Annotated in this window: 12 protein-coding genes; 10 read left to right on the top strand and 2 right to left on the bottom strand. The window is 43.9% G+C overall.

The window, feature by feature from the left end; all coding sequences use genetic code 11:
• The first annotated feature begins 386 nt into the window (after positions 1-386).
• The 8 genes from R7E42_RS19945 to R7E42_RS19980 all read left to right on the top strand — a co-directional run bounded on the left by R7E42_RS19945 (position 387) and on the right by R7E42_RS19980 (position 11,213).
• Positions 387-1,184: an SH3 domain-containing protein gene (locus tag R7E42_RS19945; RefSeq protein ID WP_025768373.1), complete on the top strand. Its 798-nt coding sequence runs from the start codon at positions 387-389 to the stop codon at positions 1,182-1,184.
• Positions 1,185-1,336: 152 nt separating this feature from the next.
• Complete coding sequence (locus tag R7E42_RS19950; protein ID WP_262630243.1) at positions 1,337-1,885, top strand: phosphatase PAP2 family protein; 549 nt, start codon at positions 1,337-1,339, stop codon at positions 1,883-1,885.
• A gap of 3 nt (positions 1,886-1,888) precedes the next feature.
• On the top strand, positions 1,889-2,935 hold the full coding sequence (locus R7E42_RS19955; RefSeq protein ID WP_005379691.1) for an MJ1255/VC2487 family glycosyltransferase: 1,047 nt from the start codon (positions 1,889-1,891) through the stop codon (positions 2,933-2,935).
• A gap of 555 nt (positions 2,936-3,490) precedes the next feature.
• Positions 3,491-4,450: a LysR family transcriptional regulator CalR gene (gene calR / locus R7E42_RS19960; RefSeq protein WP_005379693.1), complete on the top strand. Its 960-nt coding sequence runs from the start codon at positions 3,491-3,493 to the stop codon at positions 4,448-4,450.
• A gap of 293 nt (positions 4,451-4,743) precedes the next feature.
• On the top strand, positions 4,744-6,552 hold the full coding sequence (locus tag R7E42_RS19965) for an AMP-dependent synthetase/ligase (RefSeq protein ID WP_033906039.1): 1,809 nt from the start codon (positions 4,744-4,746) through the stop codon (positions 6,550-6,552).
• A 449-nt stretch (positions 6,553-7,001) separates the two neighbouring features.
• Positions 7,002-8,726 carry an acetolactate synthase 3 large subunit gene (locus R7E42_RS19970; RefSeq protein WP_005379695.1) on the top strand — a complete coding sequence of 575 codons (1,725 nt, stop codon included), beginning with the start codon at positions 7,002-7,004 and terminating at the stop codon, positions 8,724-8,726.
• A gap of 1 nt (position 8,727) precedes the next feature.
• Complete coding sequence (gene ilvN / locus R7E42_RS19975; protein ID WP_005379697.1) at positions 8,728-9,222, top strand: acetolactate synthase small subunit; 495 nt, start codon at positions 8,728-8,730, stop codon at positions 9,220-9,222.
• Positions 9,223-9,332: 110 nt separating this feature from the next.
• Positions 9,333-11,213 (top strand): GGDEF domain-containing protein, encoded by a 1,881-nt coding sequence (locus tag R7E42_RS19980; RefSeq protein WP_005379698.1) that lies wholly within the window; start codon positions 9,333-9,335, stop codon positions 11,211-11,213.
• Positions 11,214-11,267: 54 nt separating this feature from the next.
• Here R7E42_RS19980 and R7E42_RS19985 read toward each other — a convergent pair whose 3' ends face one another.
• Complete coding sequence (locus R7E42_RS19985) at positions 11,268-11,954, bottom strand: GntR family transcriptional regulator (RefSeq protein ID WP_318072942.1); 687 nt, start codon at positions 11,952-11,954, stop codon at positions 11,268-11,270.
• A gap of 157 nt (positions 11,955-12,111) precedes the next feature.
• Positions 12,112-13,524 carry a pyruvate kinase PykF gene (gene pykF, locus R7E42_RS19990; RefSeq protein WP_005392243.1) on the bottom strand — a complete coding sequence of 471 codons (1,413 nt, stop codon included), beginning with the start codon at positions 13,522-13,524 and terminating at the stop codon, positions 12,112-12,114.
• A gap of 433 nt (positions 13,525-13,957) precedes the next feature.
• Here pykF and R7E42_RS19995 point away from each other — a divergent pair, with 433 nt between their 5' ends.
• A complete protein-coding gene (locus R7E42_RS19995; RefSeq protein WP_005379701.1) occupies positions 13,958-14,719 on the top strand; it encodes a DeoR/GlpR family DNA-binding transcription regulator in 762 nt (253 codons plus the stop codon).
• Between the two features lie 110 nt (positions 14,720-14,829).
• Positions 14,830-16,662: a glutamine--fructose-6-phosphate transaminase (isomerizing) gene (gene glmS, locus R7E42_RS20000; RefSeq protein ID WP_033906046.1), complete on the top strand. Its 1,833-nt coding sequence runs from the start codon at positions 14,830-14,832 to the stop codon at positions 16,660-16,662.
• Positions 16,663-16,716 lie beyond the last annotated feature (54 nt).

Consider the following 16,716-nt stretch of genomic DNA (forward strand, 5'->3'; position numbering starts at 1 on the left):
CGCGCGAACTGGTCACGATCAGGAGGAGGCTAAGCAGGATAGAAAAATGAGCTGACATAGTTGTTAAGCTTTCCACATAATTAAGTTAACAAATTAGTACCGCACTCCATGAAGCGCGTCAACCCTAAAGTCGATTTTTTATTCATATCGGATGAGTCTTTTCGTTTGCTTGAAAAAAATGATGCACTAAGTGAAACAACATGATGCGATAGAAACGTGCTAGAAGAAGTAAGTTCTCATCAAGTTTGCGACGTTTCATTACCAAAACAAGCATCGGGATTGCGACTTGTCACACAAAGGTCCGAATTGTTTGGCAAAAGTTTTGAATGACCATTTATAGTAGTGCAGTTGCACTAGGTAAAAGAAATATAAGGGTTAGGGAAAGAATGAGGTTAACAAAACAATTTGGACGTTCAGCCATAGTACTTACTCTGGTCAGCTTGTCGGGTTGTCAGCTGTTTCAATCGCAGACCTATGTGGAAGTGGCTTCCCCCGTTGTTATGAATGATCACTCACAGAGCGTCATGGTCATCAATGATCAAATGGATCGATTTTTGAGTTATGAAGGACGCGAATCGTTCTTGAATCAGATGCTTGTTGCCCTTGAGTCTGACAGCCGAAATAAGTTTAAAGGTAAAGATCCGGAAACGTATTCTTGGTGGAAGATCCGTGTCCAGCCTAGTGAGAAACAGCAAGCGGAAGTTTTCCGACCAACCACTGAAGGTGTCGATACCTCAAACCCAGTAGAGTTTATGGATGTCTCTTACCGCTCTAAGACCACATTAAACCTACGCTCCAAACCGAGTCTTGAAGGGGCAAAGCTTGGCGTATTATCGAAAGGGGAAGTCTTTAATGTGCTAGCAAAAGTGGTTGATCAACCTTGGTTTCTCGTTGAACAGAAAGGAGTGATAAAAGGTTATGTCCATAAGGATTATGCGCGCAGCAATGTGATAAATCGTGACATTTTATCTACTCAGCCTAACCCTCTACTAGAGCCTAACTCGAGTAAAACGGAGAAAACGAGTATAGAGCATGAACTGTCGGGAAACTATACTTGCCGCTCACTGAGCTATGAGCTAACAAAAGATGGTGACATGACGACAGGCTCTTTGCGCGCCTGCCGCAAGAAGAGAAAAGTCTGGTATATAGACACCCCTCAACCGCAACCATCAAACCCTTCTTAATGTTCTATTTTTATGGTTATGCCCAATAGATAAATCGTTGGGCACACCTTAATTTGGCCTTTGTCATTAATTGTCCAAACTCCCGTCATGCTGTTGTCACCTAAACCTCCTACTTTTCACAAAAAGGCGTTGTCAAAGTAAGGAAAGGTCACATGAGAACCATAGAGACAATTACACAGCCAATTGCAACCATTGCTAAGTTTGATTTAGCGCTCTCTAGTGTTTGTCTTAAGCACCGTTTTAATCAACAAGTCGCCAATATCAGTAAAGGAGTTTCCCACAGTGGTGACGGGCATCTTTACTTGGTGTTGGGGTTATTAGCTTGGTATTTAGATAAGGAGCAAGGAGTCTGGTTTTTACTGGCGGGTTTACTTGCTTTTGCTATCGAGCTACCAATTTATTGGACGCTGAAAAATAGTTTTAAGCGTCGTCGCCCTGAAGAGCTTAGTGCACTCCTTCCTGCTTTTATTACCCCCTCTGATCGCTATAGTCTTCCTTCAGGACACACTGCCGCTGCGTTTGTCATGGCGACGCTGATTGATCATTTCTATCCGAGCCTAGACGTTGCTGCATTCTTTTGGGCAAGTTTAATCGGAACCGCGCGAATCTTATTGGGTGTGCACTTTTTTACCGATGTCATCATTGGTGCACTGCTTGGCAGTCTTTGTGGTGGATTAGCGATTGCGATGTTAGGAGGCTAATTGATGAAAATCTTGTACGGTGTTCAAGGGACAGGAAACGGACATATTGCACGCGCAAGGGCGATGAGTCATGCGTTTAAAGAGCACGATGTTGAGGTCGACTTTTTGTTTTCTGGGCGAGCGCCGGAAAAATACTTTTCAATGGAAGCATTTGGCGATTACCAGACTCGCCGAGGCTTCACCTTTATTACCGAAAAAGGCTCTGTAAACTACGCGAAAACAGCATTGAATAACAATTTGGTGCAGTTTTTCAAAGAAGTTAAGCAACTCGATCTATCGTCCTACGATCTTATCATTAATGATTTCGAACCTGTGACTGCGTGGGCAGCGAGACAACAAAATAAGCCTTCTATTGGTATCAGCCACCAAAATGCTTTCCGTTATCCGGTGCCACTAAAGGGAGCAAGTTGGTTAGATAAATCCGTCATTGAATACTTTGCGCCTTCTCAACACCACCTTGGTTTGCATTGGCATCATTTTGATCAACCTTTGTTACCACCGATAGTGCATACCGTCGATAGCCAAGCAGAAAACGACGACTTCGTGTTGGTGTATCTACCGTTCGAATCGATTGAAGATATCTCGGACTTATTGTTCCACTTTAATCAACAAGCGTTTATCTGTTATCACCCGGATGTGATCGAATGTGAGCAGGTAGAAAACATAGAACTGCGCCCTTTATGCCACAGCAACTTCCAGCATCATTTGCATCGCTGTAGTGGTGTCATTGCTAATGGTGGGTTTGAGCTTCCTTCAGAAGCCTTGTCTTTGGGGAAAAAATTGTTACTAAAGCCACTCGCGGGTCAATTCGAGCAGCAGAGCAATGTTGCGACCTTAGAAGATTTAGGGCTTGCGATGTCGATGGAGAGCTTAGACATTTCCGCAGTACGCCAGTGGCTAAAGGAGCAACAAGCCGAAAGTGTGAAATACCCAGATGTTGCTCAGGCTATTGTTCATTGGGTACTGCAAGGTGCATGGGATTCAAAAGCAGAGTTATCCAGACAGCTGTGGGAGCAGGTTGATTTTCCAAGTTACGTGTCGAACATTTAAGTACGTTGTTCTAAGTACATTGTTCCTTCCATTTTTGACACGATTTTGTTGCAGCCTTTCTGTTTGGAAGGCTGCATTTTTATTCTTCCTCTCTCATTTCTATTCAGTGTGTATTTGCTGATAATTTGACTGATAAGTGCAAAATTCAATCAGAGATATAGCTGTCATCTGTTGTTCTTATTCCAACTAATAACTGAGCTAAATGCATGCTTGTGTTGACCGCCTGTCCTATCAATTTGCTAAATACGTCCTCAAAGAATGCATTTTTACGTGTTTTATAGTTTTTTATGTTTTTATCAAGTATTTGTTATTTAACAAATAAATACCTAATTGGCTAAAATTTACTGATTAAATATCAATCTAGTTGCGAAACCGCAATCGATTAGTTGATAGTACAGTTCGAGCCGGAAGTATCCGGACGATAAATATAATAAAAAGTTAGGTTATCTATTCGTAAAATGATTCGAATCCAGCCGCCGTCTTTTGTGCGAGATGGGATTCTATTCGTTATGAATTTAATGAACAAAGTTGACGATTACAAAAGAGGCGCACTCAATGTTAGAGAAGAAAGACGCGATGAGCGCAATTGCTAGCTACCGTATGGAAAGCACTTTGCGTGGTGTAGATTTAAACCTACTGACTGTATTTGATGCTGTAATGCAAGAGCAAAATATTACTCGTGCAGCACATAACCTAGGCATGTCTCAACCGGCAGTAAGTAACGCCGTGGCACGCTTAAAAGTGATGTTTAACGACGAGCTATTCATGCGCCAAGGCCGTGGTATTCAGCCTACGCAACGAGCTCGTCAACTGTTTGGCCCTATTCGCCAAGCACTACAGCTGATTCGCAATGAACTTCCTAGCTCTGTATTCCAACCAGAATCTTCGACTCGCTTATTCAAGCTTGCGATTTGCAGCCCTTGTGACATGCGTTTTGCTCCGAAGATCATGGCAAAAGTGAATCAACAAGCACCAAACGTTCAGCTTCACCTAGATGCAGAATTTGACCGTTTGTTGTCTGAGCGTATGCGCTACCAAGAAATTGATTTCGTGATCGACTACGCTCGTTTTGATGAGCAAGGTTTCTCAAGTACTGAAATCTTCAAAGATGAATTAGTGGTTATCGCATCAAAAACACACCCACGCATTCAAGGTGGTGTGACGGCTGAGCAACTGCTTAACGAAAAGCATGCGAAGTTATCGAAAGTGCATGGCCAACGTAGTTTCTCAGAGCAAGCGTACCGTGAACTGGATTGCCAAGCGGCGTATGAAGGTTCTAGTTTAAGCAACCTACTATACGTGGTGGGTCAATCTGAGCTTGTGACTATTGCACCACGTTGGATGGCGGAAAATGCGGTAAACAGCGATCAACTGCAAATTCTTGATTTCCCATTTGCGAACAAAGAAATCAGCGGCTTCTTAAGCTGGCATGAATCAAGCGAAAAAGATAAAGGCCACATTTGGCTGCGCGATCAACTGATGATCACTTGTGGTGAAGTCGTTGCCGCAAAATAAGATGACGTTTGGTCTTCTCGATTAGACCATATTGGTAATCATCAATTTTTACAATTCATTGGTCCCCGAGCGATTTTTGTCTCTCGGGGCTTTTTGTTTTCGTAATCAACAATCGAAACAGTAAGTTAAATAGAGTAATCATTCAGCAATTTGAGGTACGTTCGCGACGTATAAGTGATAGTTGTCTCTTATTAGTGATAAGTTTGATACTGGTCAGTTGCGTTTTAGCAAGCCGTGAGTACACTTGTTCGCTCAATTAGCTTACGCCTGTAAGCCAAAAGGTAAGTAAAAGAATGGCCAAGTTAGATTTTCATATCGTTAAACGTATTCGTGAACAAATTGCGAACGGTGGTACACGCGTTGCACTCAAGCATAAAGTGGGTGAGGAGTGGCAAGGTATTACGTGGACGCAATTTGGTCAGCAAGTTGATGCTTTATCACTTGCACTTTTGGCTCAGGGATTAGGAGTCCAAGATAAGATCGGCATTTTCTCGAACAACATGCCGCAATGGACGATTGCTGATATCGCAGCACTGCAATTACGCAGCGTGACAGTACCTATTTACCCAACCAATACTGCCGCTCAGTCGGCGTACATCATCAACAATGCAGACGTCAAAGTTCTGTTTGTTGGTGAACAGCCTCAATTTGATGCAGCAGTGAGCATTTTTGACCAGTGCGAACAGTTAGAGCTCATTGTTGCGATGTCTGATGATATAGAACTTGGCGATCATGATTTCGTTATCTCTTGGCAAGCATTTGTTGCCAAAGGCGACACTACATATCAAGTTGAATTGGATGCGCGTTTAGATCAGGCAAAAGAAGATGATCTACTCACGCTCATCTACACCTCGGGTACAACAGGCCAGCCAAAAGGCGTTATGTTGGACTACGCAAACATTGCGGCGCAATTGGAAGGGCACGATCAGCGCTTGAGCCTTTCTCAAAGTGACGTGTCATTATGTTTCCTTCCGTTGTCACACGTATTTGAGCGCGCTTGGACCTTTTATGTATTGTACAAAGGGGCGACCAACTGCTATTTGCAAGACACCATGCAAGTACGTGATGCACTGAGCCAGGTGCGACCTACCGTGATGTGTGCCGTACCGCGTTTCTATGAGAAGATCTTCTCTGCGATTCACGAGAAAGTGTCTCGCGCGCCGATTCATCGTAAGATCATGTTTACTTGGGCAGTCAACATGGGCGCAAAAATGGCCGCTTGTCATCAAGAAAAACGTCAGCCATCGCTCTTGCTGCGTAAGTCATACGCTTTGGCGGATAAGTTGGTTCTGAGCAAACTGCGTGCGCTACTTGGCGGGCAAATCAACTTTATGCCTTGTGGTGGTGCAAAGCTGGATGAAACCATCGGTCGATTCTTCCATGCGATTGGTATCAACGTTAAGTTGGGCTACGGCATGACTGAAACCACGGCGACAGTATCGTGTTGGGATGATAAATGTTTTAACCCCGACTCTATTGGTATGTCGATGCCTGGCGCACAGGTTAAGATCGGCGAAAACAACGAGATTCTGGTTCGTGGTCCAATGGTGATGCGTGGCTATTACAAAATGCCAGAAGAGACGGAAAAGACCTTTGATGAGCACGGTTTTCTAAAAACGGGCGACGCTGGTTACATTGATGAAAATGGCAACTTGTTCATCACCGATCGTATCAAAGAGTTGATGAAAACTTCAGGTGGTAAATACATCGCTCCACAAATGATTGAAGGTGCGATTGGTAAAGACCACTTCATCGAGCAAATCGCAGTCATTGCGGATACTCGTAAGTTTGTTTCTGCGCTTATCGTGCCTTGTTATGACTCGCTAGAAGAGTACGCGAAAGAGCTGAATATTAAATATCACGATCGCGTTGAGTTGATTAAGCACCACCAGGTGGTCGAAATGCTTGAGAAGCGTGTGAACGATCTTCAAAAAGAGTTGGCAAAGTTTGAACAAGTGAAGAAGTTTAAATTGTTACCAAGAGCTTTCTCTATGGATGATGGTGAGTTAACGCCAACTCAAAAACTTCGTCGTAAAGTCATCAATGACAAATACCAAGATGAAATTGAAGAAATGTATAAGGAAAAGTCGGATAAAAAGTAACTTAAGCTGACTTAGGTTTTATATTGATGAAAAAATCCCCAGTGATGTGATCGCGCATTGCTGGGGATTTTTGTTTGCATTGATTTTTTCTGCTTTGCTCGTCAAATAACGCTATTTCGCACCCTATAGCTAAAAGCTTATGAAATAATGTTCTTTTTTTAAGCGTTAATTTTTTAGGTTGTACTGTGAAATAGGAGATGTGTGGCTGCTATTCCTACTAACATTCTAATTACTAGTATCTTGTTTAAAAAGTAGACCAATCTCTCATTAGACCCTTTGATAATAAAACGTTACATTTGTTGGGTAACCTTGCGGGATGTTATGACGAACGCAAGACATAGCCGAAAACGTGGAAGTATTTCGATTAGGCTACGAATAAGACCTAGACTATGTAAAACCAGACCAATCCGTTGACCTTACGGTGAGGAAACTGGCTAAGGAGAGCAATTATGACAGCAATGTTGTCAGGCGCAGAGATGGTGGTTCAATCTCTGATAGAAGAGCACGTAGAGCAGATCTTTGGCTACCCAGGTGGCTCTGTTTTGGATATCTACGATGCACTGCATGCCAAAACCGATCAAATCAAACACGTACTTGTAAGGCATGAGCAAGCCGCCACTCATATGGCAGATGGTTACGCTCGAGCTACCGGTAAACCGGGTGTCGTACTTGTGTGCTCGGGGCCGGGCGCGACCAATACCATTACGGGTATTGCAACAGCGTATATGGACTCTATCCCAATGATCGTTATCTCGGGTAACGTACCGAATAGCCTAATTGGTAATGATGCTTTCCAAGAGTGTGACATCGTCGGTGTCTCCCGCCCAGTGGTCAAACACAGCTTTTTAGTAAAAAAAGCGGAAGATATTCCTGAAACAATCAAAAAAGCGTTTTATATCGCGACTACAGGTCGACCTGGTCCAGTTGTGATCGATTTGCCAAAAGATGTAATGAACCCGCAAATCAAACTGCCTTATCAATATCCAGAAACGCTTTCTATGCGCTCTTACAAGCCGACAACTTCGGGCCATAAAGGCCAGATTAAAAAAGCGCTTAAATCGCTATTAGAAGCGAAAAAACCAGTGCTTTATATCGGTGGTGGTGCGGTGATTTCTGGCGCCCATGAACATATTTTAGAGCTTTCCGACAAACTGAACCTACCAGTAGTGAGTACTTTGATGGGCTTGGGGGCATTCCCGGGTACACATAAAAACTCACTGGGCATGTTGGGTATGCACGGCACTTACGAAGCTAATATGGCAATGCATGAAGCGGATCTTATTTTTGGTATCGGTGTGCGTTTTGATGACCGTACAACCAACAATCTTGAAAAGTACTGCCCAAACGCAAAAGTGATGCATATTGATATCGATCCGTCATCGATCTCGAAAAACGTGAAAGTGGATTTGCCGATCGTAGGTTCTGCGGAAAAAGTGCTGACAACCATGCTCGGGCTGCTTGCAGAGCAAGGTAGTGGAAATGATCAAGATGCTATCACCGCATGGTGGGATGACATTCAAGTATGGCGTGACCGCAACTGCTTGTCTTATGAAACGTCTCCAGAACGAATCAAGCCACAGCAAGTAATTGAAACGCTGCACAAGCTAACTAATGGCGACGCATATGTGGCGTCTGATGTGGGCCAGCATCAGATGTTTGCGGCGCTGTACTACCCATTCAATAAGCCGCGCCGTTGGATAAACTCTGGTGGTCTTGGCACCATGGGATTTGGTCTTCCGGCTGGCATGGGCGTGAAGTTTGCCATGCCACAAGAAGAGGTCGTGGTTGTGACTGGTGACGGCAGTATTCAGATGAATATTCAAGAATTGTCGACAGCCATGCAATACGACATTCCAGTGAAGATCATCAACCTGAACAACCGATTTTTAGGCATGGTAAAACAGTGGCAAGACATTATTTATCAAGGTCGTCACTCTAATTCTTACATGAGTTCTGTTCCTGACTTTGCAGCGATTGCAGAAGCTTATGGTCACGTCGGTATTCGTATCGAAACGCCTGATCAGCTCGAAGAAGGGCTACAAAAAGCGTTGGATATGAAAGATCGTCTGGTGTTTGTGGACATCAACGTAGACGAAACCGAACACGTATACCCGATGCAAATCAAAGGTGAGGGTATGGATAAAATGTGGCTAAGCAAAACGGAGAGAACTTAATATGAGACACATTATTTCATTGCTATTGGAAAACCAACCGGGTGCGTTGTCTCGTGTTGTTGGTTTGTTCTCTCAACGTGGTTACAACATTGAATCTTTGACGGTATCACCGACTGATGATGAAACCCTGTCGCGAATGAACATTACCACGACATCTGATGAGATGCAGTTGGAACAAATTCAGAAGCAGTTACACAAACTGATCGATGTGCTGAAAGTACAAGAAGTCACCGAGTATGAGCACATTGAGCGTGAACTGATGATGGTGAAAGTGAAAGCCAGTGGTTTTGCGCGAGCAGAAGTGAAGCGGACGGCAGACATCTTCCGTGGCCAGATCGTGGATGTCACGGCTTCCCAATACACCGTACAACTTGCGGGTACGAGTGAAAAGCTAGATGCCTTCATTCAAGCGATATCCGAAGTGACCGAAGTTGTCGAAGTTGCTCGTAGTGGTGTCGTTGGCATTGCGCGAGGAGAGCGAGCTCTCAAACCTTAACTCTCTGATTGCATATAGAAAAGCCACTTAATCTAAGTGGCTTTTTTGTTTAGAAAATAACAATTAATGATATAATTGTCGTTTTAGTAAGCATGATAGGCATTAGACGTGTGAAAGTACCTAAGCGAGTCGGCACCTTATTGGCGACAGCACTATTTTTTAGTGCACTCACTGCCGCTTACTACTATCAGAAATATCTGACGTTGTTAGAAAACAATGTTGAGAACACCGCTCAAGAAGCGTTACATCAATTGGCCTATACTGGCCGTGAATACAGCAATATTCAGGATCAAATCGAAACGATCAGTGACCTACTTGGTCACAGCCAAAGTCTGTATGAATATCTGCGCCAACCTAACCGGGTGAACCGTTCCATCTTAGAAGACATGTGGATCTCGGTCGCAATCAATCAAAAGTTGTATAAGCAAATTCGCTTTCTTGATGTTTCTGGTCGAGAAAAAGTGAGGATTAATTATGAGATTGAAACAGGCGCTGCGTTGCCCGCGATCAAATTGCAAAATAAGTCAGAGCGAGATTACTTTCAATTCGCTAAGAACTTAGACGATGGCGAAATCGCTTCGTGGGGGATAGGTTTAGAACGAGAGTATGGCGAGTTAGTCTATCCCTATAGCCCGTCACTGCGTATTTTGATGCCTATTTCGCTTAACGGAAAGCGCGAAGGGTATCTTGTGCTTAATGTTGATATTGACTATTTATCCTCTCGACTCAACTATTCGTCAGTGCTTGATTTCCATATTGAGCTGATTAAGAGTGACGGATTTTACATTGATAGCCCTAAATCAGCTCGTTTGTATGGCCATATAATTCCCGCTCGCTCTCAATTTAATTTTGGCCGGATGTACCCAAACATTTGGCGTAGTTTAAATTCAAAAGATTCGGGCTATGCTTACAATGGTTCGAATTTGGTCGCGTATCGCACCATCCAGTTTGTTTCTAGCGAACCTCTTCATCTGGTTATTGATCTTACCAATGAGCAGTTATTATCCCGAGCTCAGAGGGATATTGATGACTTAATCCAAGAAGCGTTTTTTGTTCTAAGTTTGGTGCTCGGCTTCACTTTGCCGACGGCAGCCCTTGCTCTGCATTATCGGCGTCATAGTATGGAATCGAAGTTGGCTCGAGCTGCTCTTGATGGTATGACTGCGGTGATGATCTCGGATGCTTCACATAGAATCATCATGGTTAATCAAGAGTTTGAAAACATGATGGGTTACTCAACCAAGCATGCCCAAGGTTGGAGTGCACATCATTTAATTCTCTTACCTGAAGATCTCGAAGCAAACCTGAGTATCTGGAAAACACTGAAGAGTGAACACGTATGGGAAGGGGAGATTCGTTGTCGAACTAAGTTTAATCAAGTCTTTACTGCAATAATGCGTATTCAGGCGAATTTAACCAAATCAGGTAAAGTGAGTTATTACATTACGTCGCTGGTGGATATCTCTGGGCAAAAAGAGTTAGAAGAAAAATTACGAAACCTAAGCGAAAAAGATGGCTTGACGGGGTTGTGGAACCGCCGAAAATTTGAAGAGCAATTGGCGCAATATGCGGGGATTATTGAACGCTATCCTGATAGCCCTCCTGCTTGTTTGGCGTTGTTTGATATTGACCATTTTAAGCGTATTAATGACGAGCTTGGCCACGACGAAGGAGACAAGGTGATTTGTAGTGTCGCAGAAACCCTCCTAGAAGAAGTCCGCAGCACAGACTTTGTATCTCGTGTCGGTGGTGAGGAATTTGCAGTGATTATGCCGCATACAACACTAGAAGAGGCTGAAATTGTATTGAACAGGCTACGTGTCGCGGTTCAAATGCGTAGTGATAGAGGCATTACTGTCAGTGCTGGGTATAGTGATTTAACCTCTGATCGTACAAGAACGTATAAATGTGCTGATATTGCTTTGTATGAGTCAAAAAGTGCAGGGCGTAACTGCGTATCGCTATGTCATAGTTATGATGATATTGCTTAGTGCTTTTACAAAAACGAAAAAACGGGGATAGACCCCCGCTTTTTAGTCTCAGCGTTATTCGCTAGCCAGTATGCGACATTGGTTGTCGATGGCGGCTTCGATACACTGTATTGACTGTCTCAAATAACGCTCTAGATAACCTAAAGCATCCTGACTCTTTTTGTCTAGCGATGCCTTCATCAGCATTTCTTGCTCATCGAGATTACAGTGCCCAGGGTTCCCTGTGCCTAAAATCTGCATCGCGAAGTATTGGTAGCGTTTAATTTGCGTGAGTAGATCGCGGAAAAACCCAAACATATTGACAGAGCCAACACCTTCAAATAGCGCAGTAAGAAACTGATTTTGGCGCTCTTCCCATTCCCTCCAACAAAAGCTTTCGCCAGGTTTGACTCGGGATAACTTGTGATAAGCAGTTAGTACATCCAGTTCCCATTTTTCATCGCCAATCATAATTGCCTTACTGAGTAAGCATGCGGAGACCATTTGCAGGCTTTCGTACAAGTCATGTAACTCATCTTTACATACAGGTGCAACCCAGCAGCCTTTTTGCGGCTCGAGTTTGACGTATTTGCTCCAAGATAATTGCACCAATGCTTCTCGAATGGGTGACGCTCCTACGTTGTACTTCTCTTTGAGTTCGGCAACCACGAGTTTTTGACCTGGTTTAAGCTCGCCATCGAGAATATCCTGACGGATCATTCTTAATACTTTGTCGGTAAGAGTGGGACTAGACACATACACCTCATAGAAACTTTAATCGTGACGATAAAATTAAACAGTACGAAATTCTGATAGGGGTAAATAATACAATTAGCCTATTATGAGAGCAAGAAAGCCATATAAAAAAGGAGGGCATAAGCCCTCCTTCTCAAGAAACTGAAGTGTTAAAAGTTCAGTCTTATAGCACGTGTACAGAAGCTGTGTTCGTAGTACCTGAAGCAACTAGAGCGCCAGAAACCATAACAACGATATCGCCTTTGTTACCTAGACCTGATTCTAGAGCAAGTTCTTTACCCGCTACGTAGAATGCGTCAGTGCTTTCGATTGAATCAACAACTACAGGAGTAACACCTTTAGTTAGAACTAGCTGTGCAGCAGTTTTCTTGTTAGTTGTTAGCGCTAGAATGTTTGCAGTTGGGAAGTACTTACGTACTGAACGTGCAGACTTACCGCCTTCAGTTGCAACAACGATAAGTGGAGCTGCTAGTTTCTCAGCTGTGTCTACAGCGCCTTTACATACTGCTTCAGTGATGCGAAGACGTGGGCTGTCTAGACGAGAACCTAGTTCAGCTTTTAGCGCTGAGTCAGTACGGTTCGCGATTTGAGCCATGATAGTTACCGCTTCAACAGGGTATTTACCTTTCGCCGTTTCACCAGAAAGCATTACTGCGTCAGTACCGTCCATTACTGCGTTAGCAACGTCGCCTGCTTCCGCACGAGTAGGACGTGGGTTGTTGATCATAGAATCAAGCATTTGAGTTGCAGTGATAACCATCTTACGTGCACGGTTACACTTCTCGATCATCATTTTCTGAGCGAAGATTACTTCTTCAGCTGGGATTTCAACACCTAGGTCACCACGAGCAACCATGATGCCGTCAGAAAGCTCTAGGATCTCGTCGAAGTTATCAACACCTTCTTGGTTTTCGATCTTAGAGATGATGTGGATGTTCTCGCCGCCGTTTGCAGCAAGTACTTCACGGATTTCTTGAACGTCAGACGCTTTACGGATGAAAGAAGCTGCTACGAAGTCAACGCCTTGCTCACAACCAAATTTTAGGTCGTTCTTATCTTTTTCAGATAGTGCAGGTAGGTTTACAGAAACGCCAGGAAGGTTAACACCTTTGTTTTCGCCTAGTGCACCGTTGTTAAGAACTTTACATTTAACTTCAGTTTCAGTCTTAGAGATAACTTCCATCTCGATTAGACCGTCGTCTACTAGGATAGTGTTACCTACGTTTAGGTCTGCTGCGAAACCAGCGTAAGTTACTGCAACTTTATCTTTGTTACCTACAACTGAAGTGTCAGTTGTGAAAGTGAATTCTTGACCTGCTACTAGATCAACATCGTTACCGCCTTCTAGCTTGATAGTGCGGATTTCTGGACCTTTAGTATCTAGAAGAATTGCTAGTGGTTTGCCAGTAGCTTCCATTACTTTACGGAAGTTCGCGATACGAGTGCCGTGTTCTTCGTAGTCACCGTGAGAGAAGTTAAGGCGCATTACGTTCATGCCTGCGTTAACTAGTTCAGTTAGCTTCTCTACAGATTCTGTTTTAGGGCCAATCGTACATACGATTTTGGTCTTTTTCATGGAAGATACTCTCCGGTAAGTATAGTTACAATTTGAAAGTCGGTTATTTACTCTGAAGTCAGGACGTTTTTGATGACATTTAGTACCTGTCACCCACCGATTTTTCGTCTCATTATTAGAACTTCAGATTCTGAAAGTCTTTCACCAAGTTTAGTCATTTTATGACTAAAAGATCGGCGATTTTGGTTACCTTTTTGTGACTAATCCCACTTTATATGCAGAAAGTTGCAAAAAAATAGCCTTCAATTCTGTAATTTTTTTTCTTTTCGGTGGCGAATTCTACCACTGAATGAATCCAATATCACTGTTTAAGAATTGTCTTAGGACAAGGTTTTATCGAGAAATATTAATTTTTTGGATCGAAATAAATGGACTTAAAAGTTTCGGTTTGACTATAATAAGTTTCACATCGAAACTTAAAATCAAAACTTAAATGTCGAAACGAAACACTCAATTAAGAAGACACGCCATTTCTAACTTGGTTTCTGAACTAGGAGAAGTCAGCGTTGATGAACTTGCTCAGAAATTCGAAACCTCAGAGGTCACGATTAGAAAGGATTTAGCTTCTTTAGAGAAAAACGGCCAACTTCTACGCCGCTATGGCGGTGCGATTGCTATCCCAAAGGAAGTCATTCACGAAGAATTGGGCGCTAATGTTTCGACTCGAAAGTTAAGCTTAGCAAAAGCAGCAGCATCATTGATTCGCGATCATAATCGCATCGTGATCGACAGTGGCAGCACGACTGCCGCGCTGATTCAACAGTTGAATGACAAACGTGGCTTAGTGGTCATGACCAACTCGTTGCATGTTGCTAACGCCCTAAATGAATTAGAGAGCGAACCGACACTGCTGATGACTGGCGGTACTTGGGATACGCACTCAGAGTCCTTTCAAGGCAAAGTAGCCGAATCTGTATTACGAGCTTACGACTTTGATCAACTGTTTATCGGTGCGGATGGCATCGATCTCGAGCGTGGAACCACGACATTTAATGAGTTGGTTGGCTTAAGTAAGGTAATGGCAGAAGCGTCACGTGAAGTGATCGTAATGATCGAGTCCGAAAAAATCGGCCGTAAGATCCCAAACTTAGAGCTCGCTTGGCATCAAGTTGATGTGTTGGTGACCGATGCAGATATCCAAGCAGAGCATAAAGTACAGATTGAACAACATGGCGTGAAAGTCATTTGCGCCTAATAATGTAATCAGTTTCATATTTTACTTCCCTCTGGATAAAGGCCTTTGCTTGCTGCCTCTATTTGAAATCATGGCTAGGGAAGAACAAAACTACAAACGGAGATAAACACATGTGTGGAATCGTAGGTGCAGTAGCACAACGAGATGTTGCAGAAATTTTGGTTGAAGGTCTACGCCGCTTAGAGTACCGCGGTTACGACTCTGCTGGCGTTGCGGTTGTTGATGGCGAATCAAACCTAACGCGCGTTCGTCGCTTGGGTAAAGTACAAGAATTGGCTGATGCAGTAGAAGAAGCAAAAGTGATCGGCGGAACTGGTATTGCGCACACTCGCTGGGCGACGCACGGTGAACCTTCTGAAATCAATGCTCACCCACACATGTCTGGTGATATCGCAGTGGTACATAACGGCATCATCGAAAACCATGAAGAGCTGCGTGAGCTGCTTCAATCTCGTGGCTACGTGTTTGAATCGCAAACGGATACAGAAGTTATCGCACACATGGTTGAGTGGGAACTTCGTACTTCAGAAACGCTATTAGAAGCGGTACAAAAAACAGCAAAACAACTTGAAGGCGCATACGGCACGGTAGCGTTGGATCGCAAAGATCCTTCACGCATCGTAGTAGCGCGTTCAGGCAGCCCGATCGTGATCGGTTTTGGTGTAGGTGAAAACTTCCTAGCGTCTGACCAACTTGCATTACTTAACGTTACGCGCCGTTTCATGTACCTAGAAGAAGGTGACGTAGCAGAAATTACTCGCCGTGAAGTCACTGTGTTTGATGCAACGGGTGAGCCAGTTGAGCGTGAAATTGTTGAATCTAATGCAGAGCATGATGCAGGTGATAAAGGTCAATACCGTCACTTCATGCAAAAAGAAATCTATGAGCAACCTAAAGCGTTGATCAACACAATGGAAGGTCGTATCACGGCAGACTCTGTTGTGACAGACGCGATCGGTGTGCACGCGGCAGACATTCTAAGCAAAGTAGAACACGTACAAATCGTGGCGTGTGGTACGTCTTACAACGCAGGTATGACGGCACGTTACTGGTTTGAAGACATTGCAGGCGTTAGCTGTGATGTAGAAATTGCGTCTGAATTCCGTTACCGCAAGTTTGTGACTCGTCCAAACAGCCTATTGATTACGTTGTCTCAGTCTGGTGAAACCGCTGATACCCTAGCAGCTCTTCGCCTAGCAAAAGAGAAAGGTTATATGGCGGCGATGACCATTTGTAACGTAGCAGGCTCTTCTCTGGTTCGTGAATCAGATTTTGCGTTCATGACTCGCGCTGGTGTTGAAATCGGTGTGGCTTCAACCAAAGCGTTCACGACTCAGCTTTCTGCACTACTTATGCTGGTAACAGCACTGGGTAAAGAGCAAGGTCGCATCAGCAAAGAGAAAGAAAAAGAGATTGTTGAAGCGCTACACGCACTTCCTAAGCAAATCAACGCGGCACTTTCTTTCGAGAAAGAAATTGAAGCACTTGCAACGGATTTTGCAGACAAGCACCACACATTGTTCCTAGGCCGTGGCGAGTTCTACCCAATCGCGATGGAAGCGTCTCTAAAACTGAAAGAGATCTCGTACATCCACGCAGAAGCGTACGCGGCGGGTGAACTGAAACACGGTCCTCTGGCTCTAATTGATGCTGACATGCCTGTTGTTGTGGTTGCACCAAGCAACGACCTACTTGAAAAGCTAAAATCAAACGTTGAAGAAGTGCGTGCGCGTGGCGGCCTTCTATACGTATTCGCAGATGCAGACGCAGGCTTCGAAGGCGATGAGACAATGAAGATCATCACTATGCCTCACGTTAGTGAAATCACGGCGGCGATCTACTACACCATCCCTATGCAGTTGCTGTCTTACTACGTAGCACTGATCAAAGGTACGGACGTAGACCAACCACGTAACCTGGCGAAAGCGGTAACGGTTGAGTAATTACGCTTAACAGCAAAAATCCAAGCGGCACATGCGAGAGTATGTGCCGCTTTT

The sequence above is a fragment of the Vibrio sp. Vb1337 genome, from assembly GCF_033338715.1.
Lineage (GTDB): Bacteria > Pseudomonadota > Gammaproteobacteria > Enterobacterales > Vibrionaceae > Vibrio > Vibrio alginolyticus.